Annotated in this window: 13 protein-coding genes; 10 read left to right on the top strand and 3 right to left on the bottom strand. The window is 63.0% G+C overall.

Annotated elements, in window-relative coordinates; genetic code table 11:
* Positions 1–11: 11 nt before the first annotated feature.
* Positions 12–467 carry a YkvA family protein gene (locus tag SALLO_RS0105655; RefSeq protein WP_051141314.1) on the bottom strand — a complete coding sequence of 152 codons (456 nt, stop codon included), beginning with the start codon at positions 465–467 and terminating at the stop codon, positions 12–14.
* Between the two features lie 213 nt (positions 468–680).
* Between SALLO_RS0105655 and SALLO_RS0105650 the strand changes: the two genes are divergently transcribed.
* The 5 genes from SALLO_RS0105650 (at position 681) to SALLO_RS0105630 (ending at position 6,767) form a co-directional block, all read left to right on the top strand.
* Positions 681–893, top strand: coding sequence for a type II toxin-antitoxin system Phd/YefM family antitoxin (locus SALLO_RS0105650; RefSeq protein WP_022835347.1), 213 nt, complete (start codon positions 681–683; stop codon positions 891–893).
* Positions 894–973: 80 nt separating this feature from the next.
* Positions 974–2,047, top strand: a complete 1,074-nt coding sequence (gene prfA, locus SALLO_RS0105645) for a peptide chain release factor 1 (RefSeq protein WP_022835346.1) — start codon at positions 974–976, stop codon at positions 2,045–2,047.
* Positions 2,048–2,681: 634 nt separating this feature from the next.
* Positions 2,682–4,700: a copper resistance system multicopper oxidase gene (locus SALLO_RS15525; RefSeq protein WP_022835345.1), complete on the top strand. Its 2,019-nt coding sequence runs from the start codon at positions 2,682–2,684 to the stop codon at positions 4,698–4,700.
* 71 nt (positions 4,701–4,771) lie between these two features.
* Positions 4,772–5,494 carry a copper resistance protein B gene (locus SALLO_RS0105635; protein ID WP_022835344.1) on the top strand — a complete coding sequence of 241 codons (723 nt, stop codon included), beginning with the start codon at positions 4,772–4,774 and terminating at the stop codon, positions 5,492–5,494.
* A gap of 46 nt (positions 5,495–5,540) precedes the next feature.
* On the top strand, positions 5,541–6,767 hold the full coding sequence (locus SALLO_RS0105630; protein WP_022835343.1) for a permease: 1,227 nt from the start codon (positions 5,541–5,543) through the stop codon (positions 6,765–6,767).
* A 110-nt stretch (positions 6,768–6,877) separates the two neighbouring features.
* Here SALLO_RS0105630 and SALLO_RS17690 read toward each other — a convergent pair whose 3' ends face one another.
* Entirely contained in the window at positions 6,878–9,034 is a 2,157-nt protein-coding gene (locus SALLO_RS17690; RefSeq protein WP_169577894.1) for a LamG-like jellyroll fold domain-containing protein, read from the bottom strand.
* A 547-nt stretch (positions 9,035–9,581) separates the two neighbouring features.
* On the opposite strand from SALLO_RS17690, the gene SALLO_RS0105620 reads away from it, so the two are divergent.
* Positions 9,582–13,805 (top strand): hybrid sensor histidine kinase/response regulator transcription factor, encoded by a 4,224-nt coding sequence (locus tag SALLO_RS0105620; protein ID WP_169577893.1) that lies wholly within the window; start codon positions 9,582–9,584, stop codon positions 13,803–13,805.
* Between the two features lie 146 nt (positions 13,806–13,951).
* Here SALLO_RS0105620 and metK read toward each other — a convergent pair whose 3' ends face one another.
* Positions 13,952–15,106 (bottom strand): methionine adenosyltransferase, encoded by a 1,155-nt coding sequence (metK, locus tag SALLO_RS0105615; RefSeq protein WP_022835340.1) that lies wholly within the window; start codon positions 15,104–15,106, stop codon positions 13,952–13,954.
* A 162-nt stretch (positions 15,107–15,268) separates the two neighbouring features.
* On the opposite strand from metK, the gene SALLO_RS0105610 reads away from it, so the two are divergent.
* The 4 genes from SALLO_RS0105610 to SALLO_RS0105595 all read left to right on the top strand — a co-directional run bounded on the left by SALLO_RS0105610 (position 15,269) and on the right by SALLO_RS0105595 (position 20,611).
* Positions 15,269–15,745 carry a GNAT family N-acetyltransferase gene (locus SALLO_RS0105610; protein WP_028566944.1) on the top strand — a complete coding sequence of 159 codons (477 nt, stop codon included), beginning with the start codon at positions 15,269–15,271 and terminating at the stop codon, positions 15,743–15,745.
* Positions 15,735–16,379: a 16S rRNA (guanine(527)-N(7))-methyltransferase RsmG gene (locus SALLO_RS0105605; RefSeq protein WP_022835339.1), complete on the top strand. Its 645-nt coding sequence runs from the start codon at positions 15,735–15,737 to the stop codon at positions 16,377–16,379. Before SALLO_RS0105610 ends, SALLO_RS0105605 begins: the two co-directional genes overlap by 11 nt.
* Before the next feature lie 346 nt (positions 16,380–16,725).
* Positions 16,726–17,379, top strand: coding sequence for a cytochrome c3 family protein (locus tag SALLO_RS0105600; RefSeq protein ID WP_022835338.1), 654 nt, complete (start codon positions 16,726–16,728; stop codon positions 17,377–17,379).
* Between the two features lie 79 nt (positions 17,380–17,458).
* On the top strand, positions 17,459–20,611 hold the full coding sequence (locus tag SALLO_RS0105595; protein WP_022835337.1) for a Fe-S cluster-containing hydrogenase: 3,153 nt from the start codon (positions 17,459–17,461) through the stop codon (positions 20,609–20,611).
* Positions 20,612–20,657: the final 46 nt, after the last annotated feature.

Genomic DNA, 20,657 nt, shown 5'->3' with positions numbered 1-20,657 from the left:
GGCGGCGGGCGTTAGGTGGCGAGGGCCTTGCGTTCCTGGCGCCACTGCTCGTACTTCACCAAGTCCTTTTCAACCAGGCGCAGGCAGGCCGAGAGGACCAAGGCATCGTCGATTGCGCCTACGCCAGGAATGGCATCGGGGATGAGGTCGACCGGGTTAAGCACGTACAGCAGTGAAAAGACAATGGCGGCCACCGTCCAAAACGGCAGGCGGCGGTAGCGGCGCTTCCAGTAGTCGCGCACCAGGCGCAGGAGCAACATCCCGTCGCTCGCGAGCCGACGCAGCGGCCCCTTCTCGCGCATGCGCTGCTTAATCGCCGCCGCGTTGTCCACCACCTGCTCCACGTTGTCGTCCGAAACGTCCTCGGCGCCATTGGCCACATACGCTTCGCTGAGGTCGTTGAGGCGCTGCCGAAAGCGATCGGCCAGGGTTTTATCGCGGGCCGCGTCAGAAGAAGAGGATCCCATAAACTCATGCACATCAATGAATGGAAGCAATGGTACAGTATGCGAAGAATAAAACCGGGCGGAAGATCCCGTACACGGAAAATCTGTTAGCCCCGCCCACCCCCGGGCGGTGCTTCTGGAAAACAAAACGGCTTTATTTGTGGTTTAGACGGTCTACAGGTTCACGGGTGTGGCCTGCGAGCGGAATTGTACTCATTGCATGAAAAAGCACATATGTATCAAACCGAAGGCGTTGATGCCATCGCTACCATCACCGAACTCCGTTCCGACACGTCGGAGCTGGTTGACCACGTGCGCGAGAACAAAGGCGGCATCCTCATTCAGCGCAACAACGCGCCGCACGCGGTGCTCATCGACTGGGAGGTGTACAAGCGCATTCGCGAAAAGCTGGGTGTAAAGCACCTCAGCGAGTTGATGGATGAGTAGCGGCGCTTGAACCCTGCCGCAGCGCGCGTCGTACAGGCGACGGTTGTCGTTTTCTCGTTCCCCGCTTTGCATTTGCGTACATGATTGAACTGGAAAAGCTCGAAAAGATAAAGCATCGTTTTGAAGAGATTGAGCAGATGATGGCCGATCCGGCCATTGCCACCGATGCGCAGCGTATGTCGGAGCTGGGCCAGGAGCATGGCGAGCTGCGGGACGTGGTGGCAGCCATTGAACGGTATGAGAACTTGCTGCAGGAGCGGGCCGACCTCCGCGAGATGGTAGAAGACGAGTCGGGGGAGATGGCGGCCCTCGCGCAAGACGAGCTCGATACGATTGAGGAGAAGCTACCGGCCGTTGAGGCCGACCTAAAGACCAAGCTGATCCCCAAAGATCCCGAAGATAAGAAAGATGCCATCGTCGAGATTCGGGCGGGCACGGGCGGCGATGAGGCAGCGCTTTTTGCGGGCGATTTGTACCGCATGTACACCAAGTTTGCCGAGAAGCACAACTGGAGCTACGAGGTGATGGATGCTTCGTACGGCAGCCACGGCGGCTTTAAAGAGATCATCTTCGGCGTGAGCGGCCCCGAGGTGTTTGGGACGCTCAAGTACGAAAGCGGCGTGCATCGCGTGCAGCGCGTCCCCGAAACCGAGTCGAGCGGACGTATCCACACGTCGGCGGCTACCGTGGCGGTGTTGCCCGAGGCCGAAGAAGTGGACATCGACATTAGTCCGAACGACATAAACATCGACTACTACCGGTCGAGCGGGCCGGGCGGGCAGTCGGTGAACACCACCGACTCGGCCGTTCGCATCACGCACATGCCCACCAAGCTGGTGGTTACGTGCCAAGACGAGAAGAGCCAGCACAAGAACAAAGCCAAGGCCATGCGGGTGCTGCGCTCGCGTCTCTACGAACGAAAGCTGGAGGAGCAGCGCAAAGAGCGCGACGAGGCGCGGCAGTCCATGATTGGCAGCGGCGACCGTTCCGGCAAGATTCGTACGTACAACTTCCCCCAAGACCGCGTAACCGACCACCGGCTGGAGGGCGACCTAAAAAACTACGCGCTGCAGGACATTATCGAAGGCAATATCGACCCCATTATTGAGTCGCTAAAGGCTGAGGAAAACGCGGAGCGACTGGCGCGCCTGTAGTGTGAAAATGTTTGAAACTTATGCCTCGATAAAAGGCTGTACCCTGGTATAGCGTGCTCTATTTGGGGAACGGTGGTGAGGCCTTCTGCTACAAGCGACGCGCGGCATTGGACCTATGAAATCGTAATTGCGCGGCATGAGCTCGTGGAAAGTGCTACTTGTGGCGGTGGGATGCGCCCTCGGGTACGCCGGGGTGTGGTGTCCTGCAGCGGCGGCGCATGGAAACGGCTGTGCCGACGCCCCCGCCGCGCACACATGTCCGCACCATCAAGTAGAGCACGATCGGCCCGCGTGTACACCGCCCGCCGACGCTGCGCTCCGCGCCGAGGGCTCGCGCACGCATGTCCCCTCCGACGAGGGCCACGGCAGTGCCGACGCGGGACACGCCCACCTCCCCGCTTCCACGCCGGCCGCTTCATGGCATACCGGCACCGGCGCGCATAGCGGCCCTGTGCCTCCTACATCCGGCACAGCCCGTCATCTCTTGTTGAACGTCTGGCTGAATTGATCGCATCGGGGCCCGCGATGCACCGTTCGGCGCTGCCTCTTCCGTGCGAAGGGCGCGCGTCCGATGGCGCGCGGGCTGCTTCTCGTTAAGCCAGTGTTTGGTCTGCTTCATCCGATTGCGATCCCTATGTCTACGCATCCTTCTTCGGCAGCGGAAGCTGCCCCTGCCGTCTCTTCATCTGCACACCCCCAGCCGTCCGCTACCCCTGGCGTCTCGCGGCGCGACTTCGTAAAAGGCGCCGGGGCCCTCGCGGCCTACGCCGGCCTCCAAACCCTCCTGCCGGGCTGGGCCCGCGCCATGCCCAACGGGCCGACCGCGGCTCCGGGCGTACATGCGCTGCAGCCCACCTACCGGGGCAACGGGCGCGTCGAGTACGACCTGGAGATTGCCCGCACCGCCTTTGAAGTGGCGGGTCGCCGCGCCGAGGCCATCACGGTAAACGGCACCGTACCCGGCCCGCTCATTCGCCTGCAAGAGGGCGAAGAGGCCGTCTTGCGGTATCACAACAGCCTCAACGAAACATCGTCCATCCACTGGCACGGGCTGATTCTCCCCAACCGCTTCGACGGCGTGCCCGGCGTCAACTACCCCGGCGTTGCACCCGGCGAGACGTTCGAGGTGCGCTTTCCGGTCCGCCAGTACGGCACCTACTGGTACCACAGCCACTCGGGCGTGCAAGAGCAGCTCGGCCATCTCGGTCCGCTGCTCATCGACCCGGCGGGCGGCGATCCCATCGACTACGACCGCGAGCTGGTGGTCGTCCTCACGGACTGGACCTTTAACGACCCGCACCAGATCTTCGCTAACCTGAAGAAGGGCGAGGACTACTACAACTTCCAGAAGCGCACCGTGGGCGACTTCTGGCGGGACGTGTTCGATGAGGGCTTTCTCGATACGCTGAAGGACCGTTTGGCCTGGAAGCGGATGCGCATGAGCCGCACGGACCTGCAGGCGGTGCGCGGTACGGAATACACCTACCTCATGAACGGCCACGCGCCCGGGGCGAACTGGACGGGGCTTTTTGCGCCCGGCGAGCGCGTGCGGCTGCGCTTCATCAATGCCAGCTTTTCCACCATCTTCGATGTGCGCGTGCCGGGGCTGCCTATGGAGGTGGTGCAGGTGAGCGGGCAGCACGTGGAGCCGGTGATGACCGACGAGTTCCGGATCGGCACGGCCGAGCGCTACGACGTCATCGTTGAGCCGACGGAGGACCGCGCTTACACGGTCTTTGCGGAATCGCTCAGCCGCAGCGGCTACGCACGCGGCACACTCGCGCCTCGCGCGGGCATGGAGGCCCCGGTGCCCGACGAGCGCGAGCGTCCGCTGCTTACCATGGCCGATATGGGCATGAAGCACGGAAGTGGCAGCATGGACCACGGCGGCATGGCCATGGGCGCAGCGGCCGGCGCTGGAGCAGCTTCCAGCACCGGGGGAATGGATCATGGCGGAATGGCCCATGGCGAGATGAAGCACGGCTCGATGGATCACGGCCCGATGAAGGAGGGCGCGATGGCAGGCGGCATGATGGCCTCGAACGAGCGCGGCCTGCGCGCACCCGGCACGCTCCCCGAGCCGGTCATGCACGACCCCGACAACGACCATGGCCCCAAAGAAGCAGGCATTCCCATGATGACGCGCTCGCGGCTGGATGAGCCCGGCGTGGGGCTGGGCGACGACGGCTGGCGCGTGCTCACCTACAGCCACCTGAAGGCGCGCGACGCGAAGGAGTCATTTGCGGCGCCCACGCGAGAGATTGAGCTGCACCTGACGGGCAACATGGAGCGGTTCATCTGGTCGATCGACGGAAAAGAGTTCTCCGAGGACGAGCTTGTTCGCCTCCAGTACGGCGAGCGGGTGCGGCTCATCCTGGTCAACGATACGATGATGAACCACCCAATGCACCTCCATGGGATGTTTATGGAGCTGGAGAACGGGCACGGCCGGAAGAGTCCGCTCGTCGACACCGTGCTCGTAAAGCCCGCCGAGCGCGTTTCCCTATTGGTAACGGCCAACGAGCCGGGGCCGTGGTTCTTCCACTGCCACATCATCTGGCACATGAAGGCGGGCATGGCGCGGGTCTTCTACGTGGAGCCGCCGGAAGGCTCCGACGAGGACTTTTACTACGACCACCCGTCCTTGACGTAGGAAACCCCTACACGGGGCTCCCAACGGCGGGGCCCGCATGCCGTCAACCCACATATCAATTCCGCTAAATAATGAAGATCCACGAGTATACCTCCGGAACCATCATAGTGGCGCTACTGCTTGCCTTTCTCCCGCAGGCCGTGCGCGCCCAAACCAGCGACGCCAAACTCTTTGCGAAGGTGCTCTTCGACCAACTGGAGTACGCCCCTGCGCCCGCCGGGCAGCCCATCAGCATGGAAGCCGTGGGCTGGGTGGGCGGCGACGTCAACCGGCTGTGGCTGCGGGCCGAGGGCGCGCAGTCGACCGTAGAGCACGCCGGCGAGGTCGAGGTCGAAGCACTCTACGGCCGCCTCATCACGCCATTCTTCGACGCGGTGGTGGGCGCGCGCGTCGATCGGAGCTGGGAGGGCGGCGGGCAAACGCGCGGCCATCTTGCGGTGGGCGTTCAGGGACTGGCGCCGTACAAATTTGAGGTTTCGCCTACGCTCTACGTAAGCGATGAAGGCCATGTCTCGGCACGTTTCGTGGCGGCCTACGGATTTCTATTCACGCAACGGCTCGTGCTAGAGCCCGAGGTGGAGCTCAACGCGGCCGTGCAAGACGTGCCTGCGTGGGGCGTAGGCAGCGGCCTAAACAACGTTAACGCCGGGGTGCGGCTGCGCTACGAGGTGCATCGCAAGGTGGCCCCGTACATTGGCTACGACCACACCTGGCGCTTTGGCGAGACGGCCGATCTTGCCGGGGGCGACGTCAGCACCGGCGCGCTCGTCTTTGGCGTGCGCCTCTGGCGCTAAGCGCGTCCCATCCTCCGCGTTCTCCTTTTCTGATAAACCGGTTTGCATGGATTCCTCTCCTTCGTTCTGGGCCTGGTACGGCGAGGCCACCAAAACCGCCATCGGCTTCTTCTGGAAGTCGGGCTGGGCCTTTGTGCTGGGCTACACCATCAGCGCCATGATTCAGTCGTTCGTGCCCAAGGCGCGGCTCACCCGGTACATGGGCGATGGGGGCGCCGGAAGCGTCGGCCTCTCCACGATCTTCGGCGCCGTCTCCTCCTCGTGCTCGTTTGCGGCACTGGCGGCCTCGCGCTCGCTCGTGGCCAAGGGGGCGCACTTCGTGGCCGCCGTGGCGTTCATGTTTGCCTCCACGAACCTTATCATCGAGCTCGGCATCCTGATCCTCATCTTTCTGGGGCCGCAGTACCTGGCCGCCGAAATTGTTGGCGGGCTCGTGCTCATCGCCATTTCCAGCCTGCTCATCCGGTGGACGTACCCGCAGGAGTGGTTGGAGGCCGCGCGGGAAAAGGTAGAGCGCGAGGCGCCCGAGATGGAAGAGGACTTCGACTGGAGGGAGCGCATCCAAAGCCGGAAGGGGTGGCACCTGGTCGGTACCTCCTTCGTCGACGAGTGGAAGATGGTGTGGGAGGAGATCCTGATCGGCTTTACGATTGCGGGCTTCGTCGCCGTGCTGGTGCCGCAGTGGTTCTGGGAAGCGCTCTTCCTGACGAACTTCCAGGCAACGCTGCCGGCGTGGCTTATCGCGCTGGAGAACGCGATGGTGGCCCCGTTCGTGGCCGCGGCGACGTTCATCGGCTCGATGGGCAACATTCCGCTGGCCACGGTTCTCGCCTCAAACGGCGTCTTGTTTGCGGGCATCATGGGCTTTATCTACTCCGACCTGATGGTGCCGCCGCTGGTGGCCACGAATGCGAAATACTACGGCTGGCGCGTGGCGCTCTACATCGCCGGCATCATGTACGTGAGCATCGTTGCTACGGCGCTGATCTTGAACGGCTCGTTTGCACTTATCGGATGGGTGCCCGAGGGCGCGCGCGAGATCGCGGCCCTAACGCAGTTTGCGATCGACTACACGTTCTGGATGAACGTCGCGTCGGTGGCCGTGGTGGGCGCGCAGCTGTACCTGCGGTGGCAACACCGCCGGATGCACGCGGGCGGTGGGCACGATCACGGCAGCGACAGCGTGTCGGTGAAGCGGCTTGTGGTGTACGGCTTCATCGCTGTGCTACTCGGCGGCATCGTGGCCTGGGCCCTGACGGGCGGCGTGGCATAATCACTGACGGTGGGGTTCGCTGCCAATAACGCGGTACCAATAACAAGACCTGTCAGGTTGCTAAAACCTGACAGGTCTGGAGATGCAGAACGGAGTCAAACGCCCATGCGTCACTGCACCACGGTCAGCCGCTCGGTGGCGCTGAACTGCTCGCCGGTTACGCGAATGAAGTAGCTTCCGGACGGCAGCCCGTCGCCGATGCGGATCGACCGCTCGGTCTGCGCCGGGACGGTGCCGCGGAACGCCGTCGCCACTTCACGGCCCAACAGGTCGTACACCGCAATCCGGACCTGTTGCGACTGCGCAACGGAAAGGCGGAGCGTGGCGCCATCGGGAGCCGGGTTCGGATGCGGAGCCACAAGGCGGTAGGCCTCGGCCATCGTCACGTCCAGGGCAACCACGTCGCTGTAGTGCGCCGATCCGTCGGTGTCCGTCTGCTTCAGGCGGAAGCGGTGCGTGCCCACCGGCAGATCCTCGACGCGGAAGCGGTAGGTCTGGGCCTCTTGGGTGGTGCCGGCGCCTTCGACGAAGCCGAGGGCCGTCCACGTCTCGGTTTCGCCGGAGCGCCGCTGGATCTCAAACCCGGCGTTGTTCTGCTCGCTGGCCGTGGTCCATTCCAGCAGCGCCCCCTCGCCGTCGCGGGTGGCGGTGAAGGCCGTCAGTTCGACGGGGAGGGCATCATTCGGCGCTGCGACGGCAAACTGAAATCCTTGGGATTCGTCTTCGCCCCGGAGAAACGTGTACGTGAAGGTGCGGGCGTCGGGGTCGAGTGTGGCCAACGAAACCTCAAGCCACGGTTCGCCCGGAGCGGTCCGCCCCAGCAAAATGGCCTGCGACGGATCGGCGATTCCCGAGACGTTGCTGAAGTCGATGGCGAGAGTCACCTCGCCTTCGGCATCTTCGGGGCCAACCCACACGCCCCACACCGGATTCAGGCGCCGCGTAACGGAGACATCGGAGAAGTCTTCTTCTGGAGCTGTACCATCGACCAAGGCACCATCGGCGCGTCCTTGCCGGTAAGCCGCCACATACGCGTTGCTTGCGAACGAGATGGGATTCACGGTCATCGATGCGCCGGTTCCGCCGACGCTACCGGGCTGCCCATCGGTTAGAATGGCGCTCTCATCGCCCACAGGCACGGGGATATCAGTTTGCAGCGTGGGCGTGCCGGGCGAGGTGCCATTTTGCGCGCCGCCCGCATCGGCAACAGCAATATCGTAGGCGTCGGCGTCGGCGTTGTGGTCGAAGCGATAGGCCGCCACCAATCCTTCGTTCGGAGGCACGTCGTTCGAAGCACGAAGGCGCTCGGCGGAGGCCGTACTGTAAATGTCCCAGTAGGACGGTGCGTACTCGTGGGCATGCGCCCGGATGCGCTCCAGCGAGATCACGCGGTTCCAAATGGAAACGTTATCCAGCGCGCCGCCGATGGTCCGCTCCGGGAAATCGGCATTGCTGCCCAGCCACACGGGGTTGTCATTCTGGTTGACAGCGCGGGTTTCGGCAGAACTACCCGAGAGCACCCCGTTCACGTACAGGCGCTTCTGGCCTGCATCGCGGTCGTACACGGCGGCGATGTGGTACCACCGAAACGATTGGACAGACGCGTTGGCCGTCGTCGATGCGGCCAATCCCTGCGAATGGCGGGTGTCGAAGGTAAACGCAGTTCCATCCTCCGAAAGCTGAACGCGCCACGCCGTGTCCCCCTTGGTCACCAATCCGCCAAAGGACGGGCGGTCGTTCAGGTAGACCCAGAAGGCGACGCTGAAGTTGCCCGTAAAGTCGAATGCGGATTCGTTCTCGAGAACGACGTAGTCGTCGGGATCATCCAGCAGCAGGCTCGATCCGACGTCAACGGTGAGGGGCGTAATGGCGATGCCCGCTCCATCCAACCGGTCCAGCGACTGGTCGGCTCCGGTAATGGCCGGGCGCATCACGCCGGGCACCGTGCCGTCTTTCGTGACGTCCACCACCAGATCGATTGCTTCGCCTGCATCGACGCGCGACACGCTCCAGGTGCCGTCCGTCACGGTGCCGTCCCCGGGTGTGATGCTGTTGAGGATTAGTCCGCTCTGTACATTCAAGTCAATGGTCACGTTAGTAGCGTCGCCTTCTCCAAGGTTGCGGAGCGTGAACGTGAGCGTCGCCTGTTCATCAGGGTAGAGCGCATCGGCTGTGCTGGCAACCGAGAGCCGGAGGACGGGCTTTGCTACTCCGATGGACGGCCGTGGGGCATCCGCATTCATCTGCGGTTCTGCTGTCGTCTTCACGGACTGAGCGCGACTCAATGGTGCCAGGGCGGCCACGATTCCAAAAATGGCTAGAAGAGCAACTTGAACGCAAGACGGGGTGCTGGATGCTGTAGTGGAGAGGCGACCAAGGTTGGGAATGCGATGCATCGTCATCTGGGGTTGTAGCATGAGAATGATTCATCGGAGACGTCTGGAGGCAAAAATCCACGCGATAACAATCCACCGATGTGGCATCCCAATGTCTTTCACTTATCGGACAATCTCTTGCACACATCGGCCAATCTGCCCCAGACGGCGCTGCGGGCCGCGTTCTATTGAAAAAGAGAACCGTAAAAAGACCTGTCAGGCTTTGGAGACCTGACAGGTCTAAACGTCCGTATTCGATCCTCGCAGCTCTCTCTCCCGGTTGCTCCTGTCGGCCACAGGGGATATGTTTGACGTTGCACGTACTGCTTTCGCCTTCTCATCCCCGAATCACGTGGTCGCTTCTGTCTCCGCACGCACATGGTTATGGGTCGTGTCTCTTCTGCTCGTGGGGCCTCTCATTGGATCGAGGGTGCACGGCTTGCCCGTACCCTTTTCTGGACCGTCAGCACTGCCAGATACCGGAGCTGCACCGACGTTCGTCCGCACGCAGTGGACCGTGAAGGACGGGCTGCCGGTGAATGCCATCAACGATCTGGCGCGCACCAACGACGGCTACCTCTGGATGGCGACGTTCGACGGACTGGTGCGCTTCGATGGCGCTCGGTTTCGCGTCTACCGCTCAGGCACCACGCCCGGCCTGCCCAGCAGTCGCATCACGCGCGTCCAACCGCATCCCGACGGCCTCTGGCTCGTTACCGAATCGCGCCAGCTGGTGCGCCTGCACAACGGACGCTTCGAGACGATCAACACGGGCCCGCGCGTCGTCACGGCGTTTCACGTGGGGCCTTCGCGCACTGTATGGGTTGGGACCAACAATGGGCTGTACCGCTGGACCGATGCCAACCGCCTGCGCCGCGTGGATGTGCCGGTGCCCGGCGGCCGCGTGCTCTCGCTGCTCGAACGCCCCGATGGCACGCTTTGGGTAGGCACCAATGACGGGCTGCTGCGCCGGGGTCCAAACGGGTCGGTGCGCACCTGGACCACGGCCAATGGGTTAGCGGGGGAGGCGGTGTATGACCTCGCGGCCCATCCCGACTCGGCGTCACTTTGGATCGGGACTTTTCCCCACGTCCAACGCTGGGCCGCCGGCACGCTCACAACCCTCGCCAGAGATAAGCCCGATGGCGCGGTCCATGATCTGTTTGTAGATGCGACGGGCGTCACGTGGCTCACTACGCCCAATCGTTTGCTGCGGTACACCGCGGGACGTTTTGTGCCAGACTCCGGCCGATCCGTTGCCTTCACTACCTTTCGTAAAAACCGACGGTTGCGCTTTAATCATGCCGGAACGGTATGGACCAACACGGGGCGCACGCTAGAACGCAATGGACATGTCATCTACCGTGCGTCATCCACTATCGAAGCGGTGCAGCGGGGTCCACACAGCGTGTTGTGGCTGGGCACCTCCGGCAATGGTCTCGTGCAGTTGCATCCCTCACGTGTTCGTGTATGGGGCACTTCGGAGGGGCTTTCGAGCTCGATTATTTACCCAATTGAGCAACACCGCGACGGATCGATATGGATGGGCACCCTAGGTGGCGGGGCGGTGCGATTGGATCCGGATGCGGACACGACGCGAACGTATTTCTTTCGCAAGGGGGCCGAAATCCTCCGCAACGTCTGGGCCCTCCATCAGGGCCGGTCCGGTGCATTTTGGGTTGGCGGAACCGACCTCTGTCGCGTGGAAGATGCACAATGTGCCCACCCAAATGCCCCCAATCCGTTTCGCCCGACACGCATCCGTGCCATCTACGAAGACCGCGACGGACGCCTCTGGGTGGGTACCGAAAACGGACTGTATCGGCGCGAGCAGGCAACCGATGCTTCCGCCCCCTGGACGCGCTTCATGCCCCAAAACAGCGGTCTGCCGCATCCATACGTGCGTGTCATCCGCGAGACGCCTGATGGTGCGCTCTGGGTGGGCACCAACGGCGGCGGCATTGCGCGCTATCACAACGGTCGGTTTGTCGCGTTTACCCAGGCCGATGGGCTGCCCTCCAATCTCATCCGCGACATTTACCGCGATCCGACGGGCACATTTTGGCTTGCTACCGAGGATGAAGGCCTTGTGCGCATACAGTGGGCCGCGCAGGACGACACGTCACTCGTTGCTGCGTCGCTCGCGCACATTACAACCGCTGAGGGCTTGTTTGACAATGTCCTCCATCGGATTTTGACAGATTCGCAGGAGCGGTTTTGGATGAGCAGCAACCGCGGGTTGTTTTGGGTGCGTCGTGCGGCGCTCAACGCCGTGGCCAATGGATCGCGTTCGCAGGTTCGGTCTATTCCCTACACCACCCGGCACGGCCTCCGCAACCGCGAGGCAAACGGCGGCGTGCAGCCTGCCGGAATCCGGGCACAGGATGGACGGCTGTGGTTTCCCACGCAAGAAGGCGCCGTCGTCGTGGATCCGGCAACCGACCCGGTACGCGAGTCCGCTCCGCCGGTCGTCGTGGAAGCGCTTGTGCCCGAGGGCGGCGCCCCCCGCTTTGTCGATGCCGGGCGCCTCCCCCTGCCGCCCGATCAGCGCAACTTCTCGATACGCTATGCCGCCTTGCATTTCCGCGATCCGGAGCACCTGACGTTCCGCTATCGTCTGCGGGGCCTCCATCAGCGGTGGATCGAAGTGGACCGCCGCGAAGCGTTCTTCACCAATCTGGATCCGGGCAGCTACACCTTCGAGGTGTCGGTGCGGAGCGCGCGCAGCGGCTGGTCGCCCCCGGCCACCCAGGTGATTGTGCTCAAACCGACCGTCTACGAGACCACGTGGTTCCGGGTGGTGCTCGGCCTCCTCGTGCTGGGCATTGCAGGTGCCATCGTGTACGGCGGCGTGCAGTACCGGCTGCGGCGGCTCCGGCAGCGGGAGGACGAACTAAGCCGACAGGTGCGAGAAAAAACAAAGGCGCTGCGTCTCGAGAAACAATCAACCGAGGAGGCGCTCGAGGTGGTCGAGGAACAAGCCCGCGTGTTAGCAGACCTCAACGAACGGAAGTCTCGGTTCTTTACGAGCATCAGTCATGAGCTACGTACCCCCCTCGCACTTATTAAGGGCCCGGTGCAGCACGTGCTCAGAGGTGACGAAGAGCTCTCGGCTTCGCTCCGGCGTTCATTGCACATTGTTGAAGCCAACAGCGAGCGTCTCGAAGCGCTTACGGTACAAGTGCTGAACCTTGCCAAATACGATGCTGGGCGGTTGTCATTAACGGTGCGCCGCTATCCGTTGGCGGACTTTGTGGAACGCGTTGCAGAGCGCTTCGCGCACCGGGCCCACGAAGCACAAATTGATCTGCTGGTGGATGTTGAGGCTGCTCGAGCGGCGGTGGAACTCGATGCGGAGCACATGGAGACGGTTCTGGGAAATTTGCTGGAGAACGCGCTGAAGTATACGCCGCGTGGTGGACGCGTGCGTGTGACAGCTTCTGTACAAGACCATAATGCGCGCATCGCCGTTCACGATACGGGTCCTGGGCTAAGCGTGAGTGAACAAGAACACGTCTTCGAGCGCTTCTACCGAAGCGCGCGCACAACGAAGAGCGGCACAGGCATCGGCTTGGCACTGGCTTATGCGCTCACGTCGCTGCACAATGGCACCTTGCGCGTAGAAAGCCCGGGTACGCATGGAAGTACGTTTATCGTCATATGGCCTGTTGAGATAGACCGGTCGCCCGCAAGACCAAACAACCCATCCGCCAAACGATGCTCAGGAGATGGCACGTCTGGCAGTGCCTTGTCGCCCCATGTACCGGACTCGCACGAGGCATTTGCAGGCGATGGATCTGCTGAGCGTGCTCAGCAACCATCTGCGCGAGCAGCGCCGGCAGCCTATTCTTCCGGGACAGCTACCGCTCAACCTACGGTGCTCGTTGTCGATGATGACCCCGACATGCGAACGTTTGTCCGCTCCATCCTGGAGCCTGATTATCTCGTGCGTGCGGCTTCCGATGGGCACGCGGCGCTGCGCATGTCTCGCGAAATCCTCCCGGATTGCGTTGTGGCAGACGTAGTGATGCCCCGCGTGGATGGTATGGAGCTGGTGGCGGCACTGCGCAAGCACGACGCAACGGAAGACATCCCCGTTGTGATGCTCACAGCGCGCGCCGACACCGATGACCAGATAACTGGGCTCACATCGGGGGCAGATGCGTACCTCACGAAACCGTTTGTTCCCGACGTGCTGCGTGCGCATGTGCACCAACACATCACCACACGCCATCGCCTCCGCGAGCAACTTCAAACGGAACCGAGCGGGCCTGCGTCGCTTGTGAGTGCCGCTATGTACGACGCTATCGGCGCCGATGCTTCAAGCGCTGCGACGGACGAAGTCATGCAGTCACTTCAAACGTATCTCGAAGCGCACTTGGTGGACCCGGAGGTAGGCGTTGCAGACATGGCTGAGGCTGTGTCGATGACGCCACGCACGTTGCGGCGCCATCTGAAGAAAACGGTGGATCAAACGCCTAACCAGTTCCTTCGCGCGGTGCGGATTCAGGTCGCCACGCGGCTTCTGGCCGACAACAAGGGTACGGTGGCTGAAGTGGCGTATGCCGTAGGGTTCAATAGCCATTCCTACTTCAGTCGCTGCTTTAAAAAGCAGATGGGCTGCTCGCCTTCTGATTACGCAGACCGCTCCTCGTCTGTGTAGTGCAAGAGAAGGGCACTGTTGAACATCACGGCCGAAGAGCTCAAGCGGGCGGCGTGGCCCAATCACAATAAAAAAACGGCGACCCGCCTTGTGGAAAGACGGGCCGCCGCTTGCAGGGGGGCGGAGCATATCCGCGGTGCATCGCATCACGCGGCGCGCTTCAGGGCATCCACGTAATCGAGACGCTCCCACGTAAACTCCGCACGACCGAAGTGCCCGTAGGCCGCGGTATCCCGGAACTTCGGACGCTTCAGGTCCAGCCGGTCGATGATGGCCGCGGGCGACAGCTCGAAGTGCTCGCGCACCAGCGTCACAAGCTCACGGTCGGGGATGGTCCCGGTGCCGTTGGTGTTCACGTCGATGGAGACGGGCTCGGGCACGCCAATGGCGTAAGCAAGCTGCACCAGCGCTTCGTCGCAAAGCTCGGCGCCCACAAGGTTTTTGGCTACGTGTCGGGCCGCGTAGGCCGCGCTACGGTCAACCTTCGAGGCATCCTTGCCGCTAAAGGCCCCGCCGCCGTGGCCGCCCTTGCCGCCGTACGTATCCACGATGATCTTGCGGCCCGTAAGGCCGGTGTCGCCGTGCGGGCCGCCAATCACAAATCGGCCGGTGGGGTTCACGTGCAGAATGAGGTCGTCGTCGATGAGGTCGTCGTACCGGTCGCCCAGGGCCCGCGGCACCAGAATCTCGCGGACGTCGCGCGCAATCTCCTTTTGCGACACGCCGGGGTCGTGCTGCGTGGAGACGACGATGGTGTGAATGCGCTTCGGCGTGCGCCGGTCTTCCGCGTACTCTACCGTCACCTGACTCTTGGAGTCGGGCCGCAGGTACGGCAGGTCATCGGTGTGCTTGCGCAGGTGGGCCAGCTCCTGCATCAGGCGATGCGAGTAGGTGATGGCCATGGGCATGAGCGCCTCCGTCTCGCGGCACGCGTAGCCAAACATAAGGCCCTGGTCGCCGGCGCCCTGTTGCTCTTTGCCGTCTACGCCGCGGTTGATGTCGTCGCTCTGTTCATGGATGCTACTGAGCACGCCGCACGAATCGGCGTCAAACTGAAGCTCTGGGTTGGTGTACCCGATGTCGCGGATTACCTCGCGGGCCACCTCGCGCAGCTCAACGTACGCATCGGTGCGCACCTCGCCGGAGAGTACCACGAGGCCGGTCGTCACCATCGTTTCGACGGCCACCCGGCTGTTTTTGTCTTCGGTAAGGAGCGCATCAAGAATGGCATCCGAAATCTGATCGGCCACCTTATCGGGGTGTCCTTCGGAAACGGACTCGGATGTAAACAAGTAGGCCATAAAGGAACGCGGAAATTCGAAAAAGGATGAGTTCTTGGGTGTACTGCGCGAGAAGCGCCGCTTCAACCAGCCCTCTGCGGGTTTGGTTCGGAGCATCCCCCAGCCGCGGCGGCCCGCACCGGCCTGCGCATCATGATCTTGACACGTTCTTGCTATTCGCCCATGCCTCCGCCGCTATCGATTCGCGCTGCTACCCTCGACGACCTAGACACGCTGGTCGCGTTCAACCAGGCGATGGCCGCGGAGACCGAAGACAAACCGCTGGATGCCGAGCGGCTGCGCGCCGGGGTGCGCGCTGTGCTGACGGATGAAGCCAAGGGGCGCTACCTGCTGGCGCAACGCGGCGGGCGCGTGGTGGGCGGGCTGCTGCTCACTACGGAGTGGAGCGACTGGCGCAACGGCCAGTTTTGGTGGATTCAGAGCGTGTACGTGCGCCCCGAGGCGCGCCGGCAGGGCGTGTACGCGGCGCTCTACGCCTACGTCGTTTCGGCGGCGCGCGCTGCGCCCGACGTGTGCGGCCTCCGGTTGTACGTCGAGAAAACCAACGATACAGCGCGGGCCACGTACGGTGCGCTTGGCATGCGCGAAACCTCGTATCGCTTCTACGAACGAACGTTTGCACCGGCTGATGACAACTGACGTCCCGGCGCTGCCAGCACTTACCGATACGCAAGCGGAACGCCTGCAGGCGTTTGCCCGCCTGCTGCAGCGCTACAATCCCAAGGTCAACCTCATCTCGCCCGACACGACGCACGACATCGTGCGGCGCCACATCGTACACAGCCGTGCGCTTCTGCTTCGCCGTTTTCCATCGGATGCTGTGGTGGTCGATTGGGGGACGGGCGGCGGGCTGCCCGCCCTTGTGCTGGCGATCTGCTGCCCGCACGTAACGGTGCATGCGGTTGACGCTGTGGGGAAGAAGGTGCGGCTCGTGCGCCAGATGGCACGGCGGCTGTCCCTTGACAACTGCTTCGGCTGGCACGGCCGGGCAGCGCAATGGACCGGACCGGCCGATTACTCGGTGTCGCGGGCCACGGCGCCGCTGGCCGACATCTGGCGGTGGCATCGGCGCGTGGCTCGGCCCTCCAACACGGTGCCCGATGGATGCTGGGCACCGGGCTTGCTGTGTCTGAAGGGCGGCGACCTCACGCAGGAGAAAGAGGCCCTGCACGCCCAATCCCCTGATGTGCGCGTGTCCGAGCATGCCCTGCGCCCAGTGCTTGACGATGCGTACTTTACGGATAAGGTGCTGCTACACGTGCACACGCCCTGAGCGCACCGCATACCATCCATCCAATGAGCCAACATGGTCCCTAACGCAGATTAACGCGCGCTCACATTCCATAATGAGTCTAAATTAGGGGTCTTGTTGTGCTTGTGGCGGTATCGCTCGTATGATGCGTTAAGGTTTAGCGTAAAAGCGGTGGGATTTATTGGAATCTGTTGCATTGTTCGGGCCCAGCAGGCACGTTGTGAAGCAGGATGCAAACGCTCGTACCGCCTCTCTAGCCACCGCTGCCTTTTACTCCAAATTCAAGGGGTAGAGGTCTCAGTTTAGGCAGTTATGCCGTACCTTTTGTACTCCACGGTCATCTTCGGTCGCTCATCGCCGCATTTGTATGCCGCAGATATTTCCTAAGAAAGCCAATTTGCTCCCATTGCTCTCCCTTGCGGGGGCCCTACTGGGAGGCATGGCCACGATTTTTCTTGTCTGGTACTACTTCTCTCCGGAATACTTGGTGGTGGGGTATCAGCCGGAGCAGCCCGTGCCCTACAGTCACCAGATTCATGTGGACAAGCTGGGCATGGACTGCCGGTATTGCCACAACTGGGTGGAGAACTCGAAGCACGCCAACGTGCCGCCCACGCAGACATGCATGAACTGCCACAACCAGATCAGAACGGAGTCGCCGAAGCTCGCTAAGGTGCGTGAGAGCTGGGCGAACGATCAGCCGATTGAGTGGGTGCAGGTGCATCACCTGCCCGACTATGCCCACTTTAGCCACGCGGCCCACGTAAACAAGGGCGTGGGATGCGAGACGTGCCACGGGCGCGTCGACCAGATGGGGGCCGAAGGCGTCTATCAGGCCGAGCCGCTGTCGATGGGGTGGTGCCTGGAGTGCCACCGGCAACCCGAGTTGTACCTGCGTCCCAACGACAAGATTACCACCATGGGATACGTGCAGCCCGCCAACTTTGTGGAGCGCAACCTCCGCCGGGTGCGCGAGGAAGGCATTCAGCCGCCCACCAACTGCTCCGCCTGTCACTACTAACCACTTGTAGGGCGCCCGATCGGCCCGCGCGGCCCACTCCTCTGACGTACACCCTTGCCACTCAATACCGCAGTGTAGCATGATTGAGCTTGACGTAATTGATGCAAAAGCCGCCGACACCGACAGCGATGGGCTGCGGTTTTGGCGGAGCACGCCCGAGCGCTCGCAGTCGTCCTTGATGGCGTCGGGCGATGGGGCGGCGCCCGAGTTTGGCGAAGGCATGAGCGAGCCGCCGAGCGGCGCATCACGCCGTCAGTTTCTGCAACTGATGGGGGCTGCGATGGCGATGGCCGGGCTCACGGCGTGCCGCCGCCCGGTGCAAAAGATTCTGCCGTACGCCGAGAAGCCGGAAGAAATCATTCCGGGTGTGCCGCAGCGCTATGCTACGGGCATGCCGTTTCGGGGCACCCTGCGCCCGCTGCTTGTGGAGTCGCACGAGGGACGCCCAACCAAGGTGGAGGGCAACAAGCGGCACCCAAGCAGTCAGGGCAGCACGAGTCCGTTTGAGCAGGCATCGGTGCTCAACCTGTACGACCCGGATCGCTCGCAGCGCCTGCTGCGGGAAGGCTCTGAGGCCTCGTGGGACGACTTCGTTTCATTCGCACGTGAGCTTAGCACGCAGGCTGGCACCGTAGCCGTACTGGCGGAGCCGAACAGCTCCCCCACGATGGCCGCGCTTCGCGAGCAGCTGGATGCACGCTTCGATACGGTGCAATGGATTCCGTACGCGGCCGCGGGCAACGACAACCGGCGGCTGGGCATGCAGCAAGCGTTCGGGCGCCCCCTCCGCCCGCGCTACGCGCTGGATGCGGCCGATGTTATTGTGAGCCTCGACGACGACTTTCTGGACGGCCGCGCTGCCGACTATCTGCACAACAGCCGCACCTTCGCCCAGGGCCGCGAACTGGACGGGCCCGAGGACGAGATGAGCCGGCTGTATGCCATCGAAAGCACGTTCTCGGTAACGGGCGGCATGGCCGATCATCGCCTGCCGATGAAGGCGAGCGCCATTGGCGCGTTTGCTGCTGCGCTGGCGCGCGAGCTGGGCCTGGATGCTTCGGGCGGGGACGGGCTCGATGACAAGCAACAGATTTATGCCCGCGAGATTGCCCGCGACCTTGCCGCGGCGGGCCCCAACGCGGTGGTGATGGCTGGCGAAGAGCAGCCGCCCGCCGTGCATGCCCTTGCCATGGCCATCAATGGGCAGCTTGGCAGCATCGGCACGACGGTTGAGCTACTGGAGACCGGCGAATCCTCGCGGCCCGCGCAAGACGAGGCGCTGGCGGCGCTGGTTGACGACATGAACGCCGGCGCGGTGGATGCGCTCTTTATGCTGGGCGTCAACCCGGTATACAGCACGCCATCGGCGCTGGGCTTTGAAGAGGCCCTTACGCGCGTCCCGTCCGTTGTGCACACCGGATTGCACGTCGACGAGTCGGCACGCGCGGCGCACTGGCACATCCCGCAGGCCCACTACCTGGAAGCCTGGGGCGACGGCCGCGCCTACGACGGCACGCTCTCGGTTGTACAGCCGCTCATCGCGCCGCTCTACGACGACGCCAAGTCGCCGCTTGAGGTGCTCAACCTTGTCGCCACCGGCACCGACGTAACGGGCTACGACCTCGTGCGGCAGCAATGGCGGCAGCAGCTCGACGCCGCCGACTTCGAGTCGGCCTGGCGCACGGCCCTCCACGACGGCTTCGTGGCCGGCTCGCAGTACCCGGCGGCCAGCGTGGCGGCTCCGGCGCCGCCTGCCCTTGCAACGGGCGCGAGCGACGGGATGGAGGTGGTCTTCCGGCTCGATCCGAAGGTCCTCGACGGTCGCTTTTCCAACAATGCCTGGATGCAAGAGCTGCCCGACCCCACCACAAAAATTGTGTGGGATAACGTGGCCACCATGAGCCAGGCCACCGCCGAGAAGCTGAACGTTTCGGCGGAATACTCCGAAGGCAACTTTTACTCCGACACGGTCGCCATCACCATCGAAGGCGAATCCGTAGAGCTTCCGGTGTGGGTGCAGCCCGGCATGCCCGACGACACCGTGCTGGTGACGCTCGGCTACGGGCGCTACCTTGCCACCAACCGCCCCGAGCGGCACACCAACTTCTTTGACACCGACGACTACACCGACATTTACAGCGACGGCCCCATTGCCGGCGACTGGGCCGGGGGCACCCGTGAGTACACCGTGGGCCGCAACGTCTCGCCCCTGCGCCCGTCCGGCCGTCGTTTTGCGACCGGCGCGACGGTAGAGAAGACGGACGCCGCGCCGTACATGATTGCCACCACGCAAGAGGAAGGCTCCATGATGGGCCGCCCGATTGCCCGGTGGGCCACGCTCGATGAGTACCGCGAAAACCCCGAATTTGTGGAAGACATGGGGCCGCCGGTGCCGGGCGAAGAAGGCGAGACGTTCGAGTCGTATCCCACCCTGTGGCAAGACGACCATCCGTCCGAGTCGCGTGCCTACAAGGACAATCCCTACCACGACAACCAGTGGGGGATGGTGATCGACCTGAACACCTGCACGGGGTGCAACGCCTGCGTTGTGGCGTGTACGGCCGAAAACAACGTGCAGGTGGTGGGCAAGGAAGAGGTGAGCCGCGGGCGTCACATGTACTGGATGCGCACCGACCGGTATTACGTGAGCGACGGGACGAACGACGACAACCCGGAGATGCTCATGCAGCCGGTGCTATGCCAGCATTGCGAGAACGCCCCCTGCGAATCGGTCTGTCCGGTTGCCGCAACGGTGCACTCGCCCGACGGCATGAACCAGATGATTTACAACCGCTGCATCGGCACGCGGTACTGCGCCAACAACTGCCCATACAAGGTCCGGCGCTTCAACTTTTACAACTGGACGAAGACCTTGCCGCTGTCGCTGCAAATGCAGCAGAACCCGGACGTTACGATGCGCTTCCGCGGCGTGATGGAGAAATGCTCCTTCTGCGTGCAGCGCATCCGCGATGGGCAGCGCCAAGCCGATAACGAGCAGCGCGACCTGCGGCCGAACGAAATTGAGACGGCGTGCCAGGAGGCATGCCCCACCAACGCGATCACCTTTGGCGACCTCAACAACGAGGACAGCGCCGTGGTGCAGAAGCGCAAAAACAGCCGCCGGTATCAACTGCTGGGGTACCTGAACACCAAGCCGCGCGTGTCCTACCTTGGACGCGTGCGCAACGTGAATGATCGCCTCGTGCAAGCGCTCGATGCGCTGGCAGCATAAGGCCGCCCGCCCGCTGAATTTCCCACTACACGCGCAACAGACCTGT

Origin of the sequence: Salisaeta longa DSM 21114, assembly GCF_000419585.1 — a bacterium.
Taxonomy (GTDB): Bacteria; Bacteroidota; Rhodothermia; order Rhodothermales; family Salinibacteraceae; genus Salisaeta; species Salisaeta longa.
The sequence above is the reverse complement of the archived record's forward strand: the minus strand, read 5'-3'. Positions and strand labels throughout refer to the sequence as shown.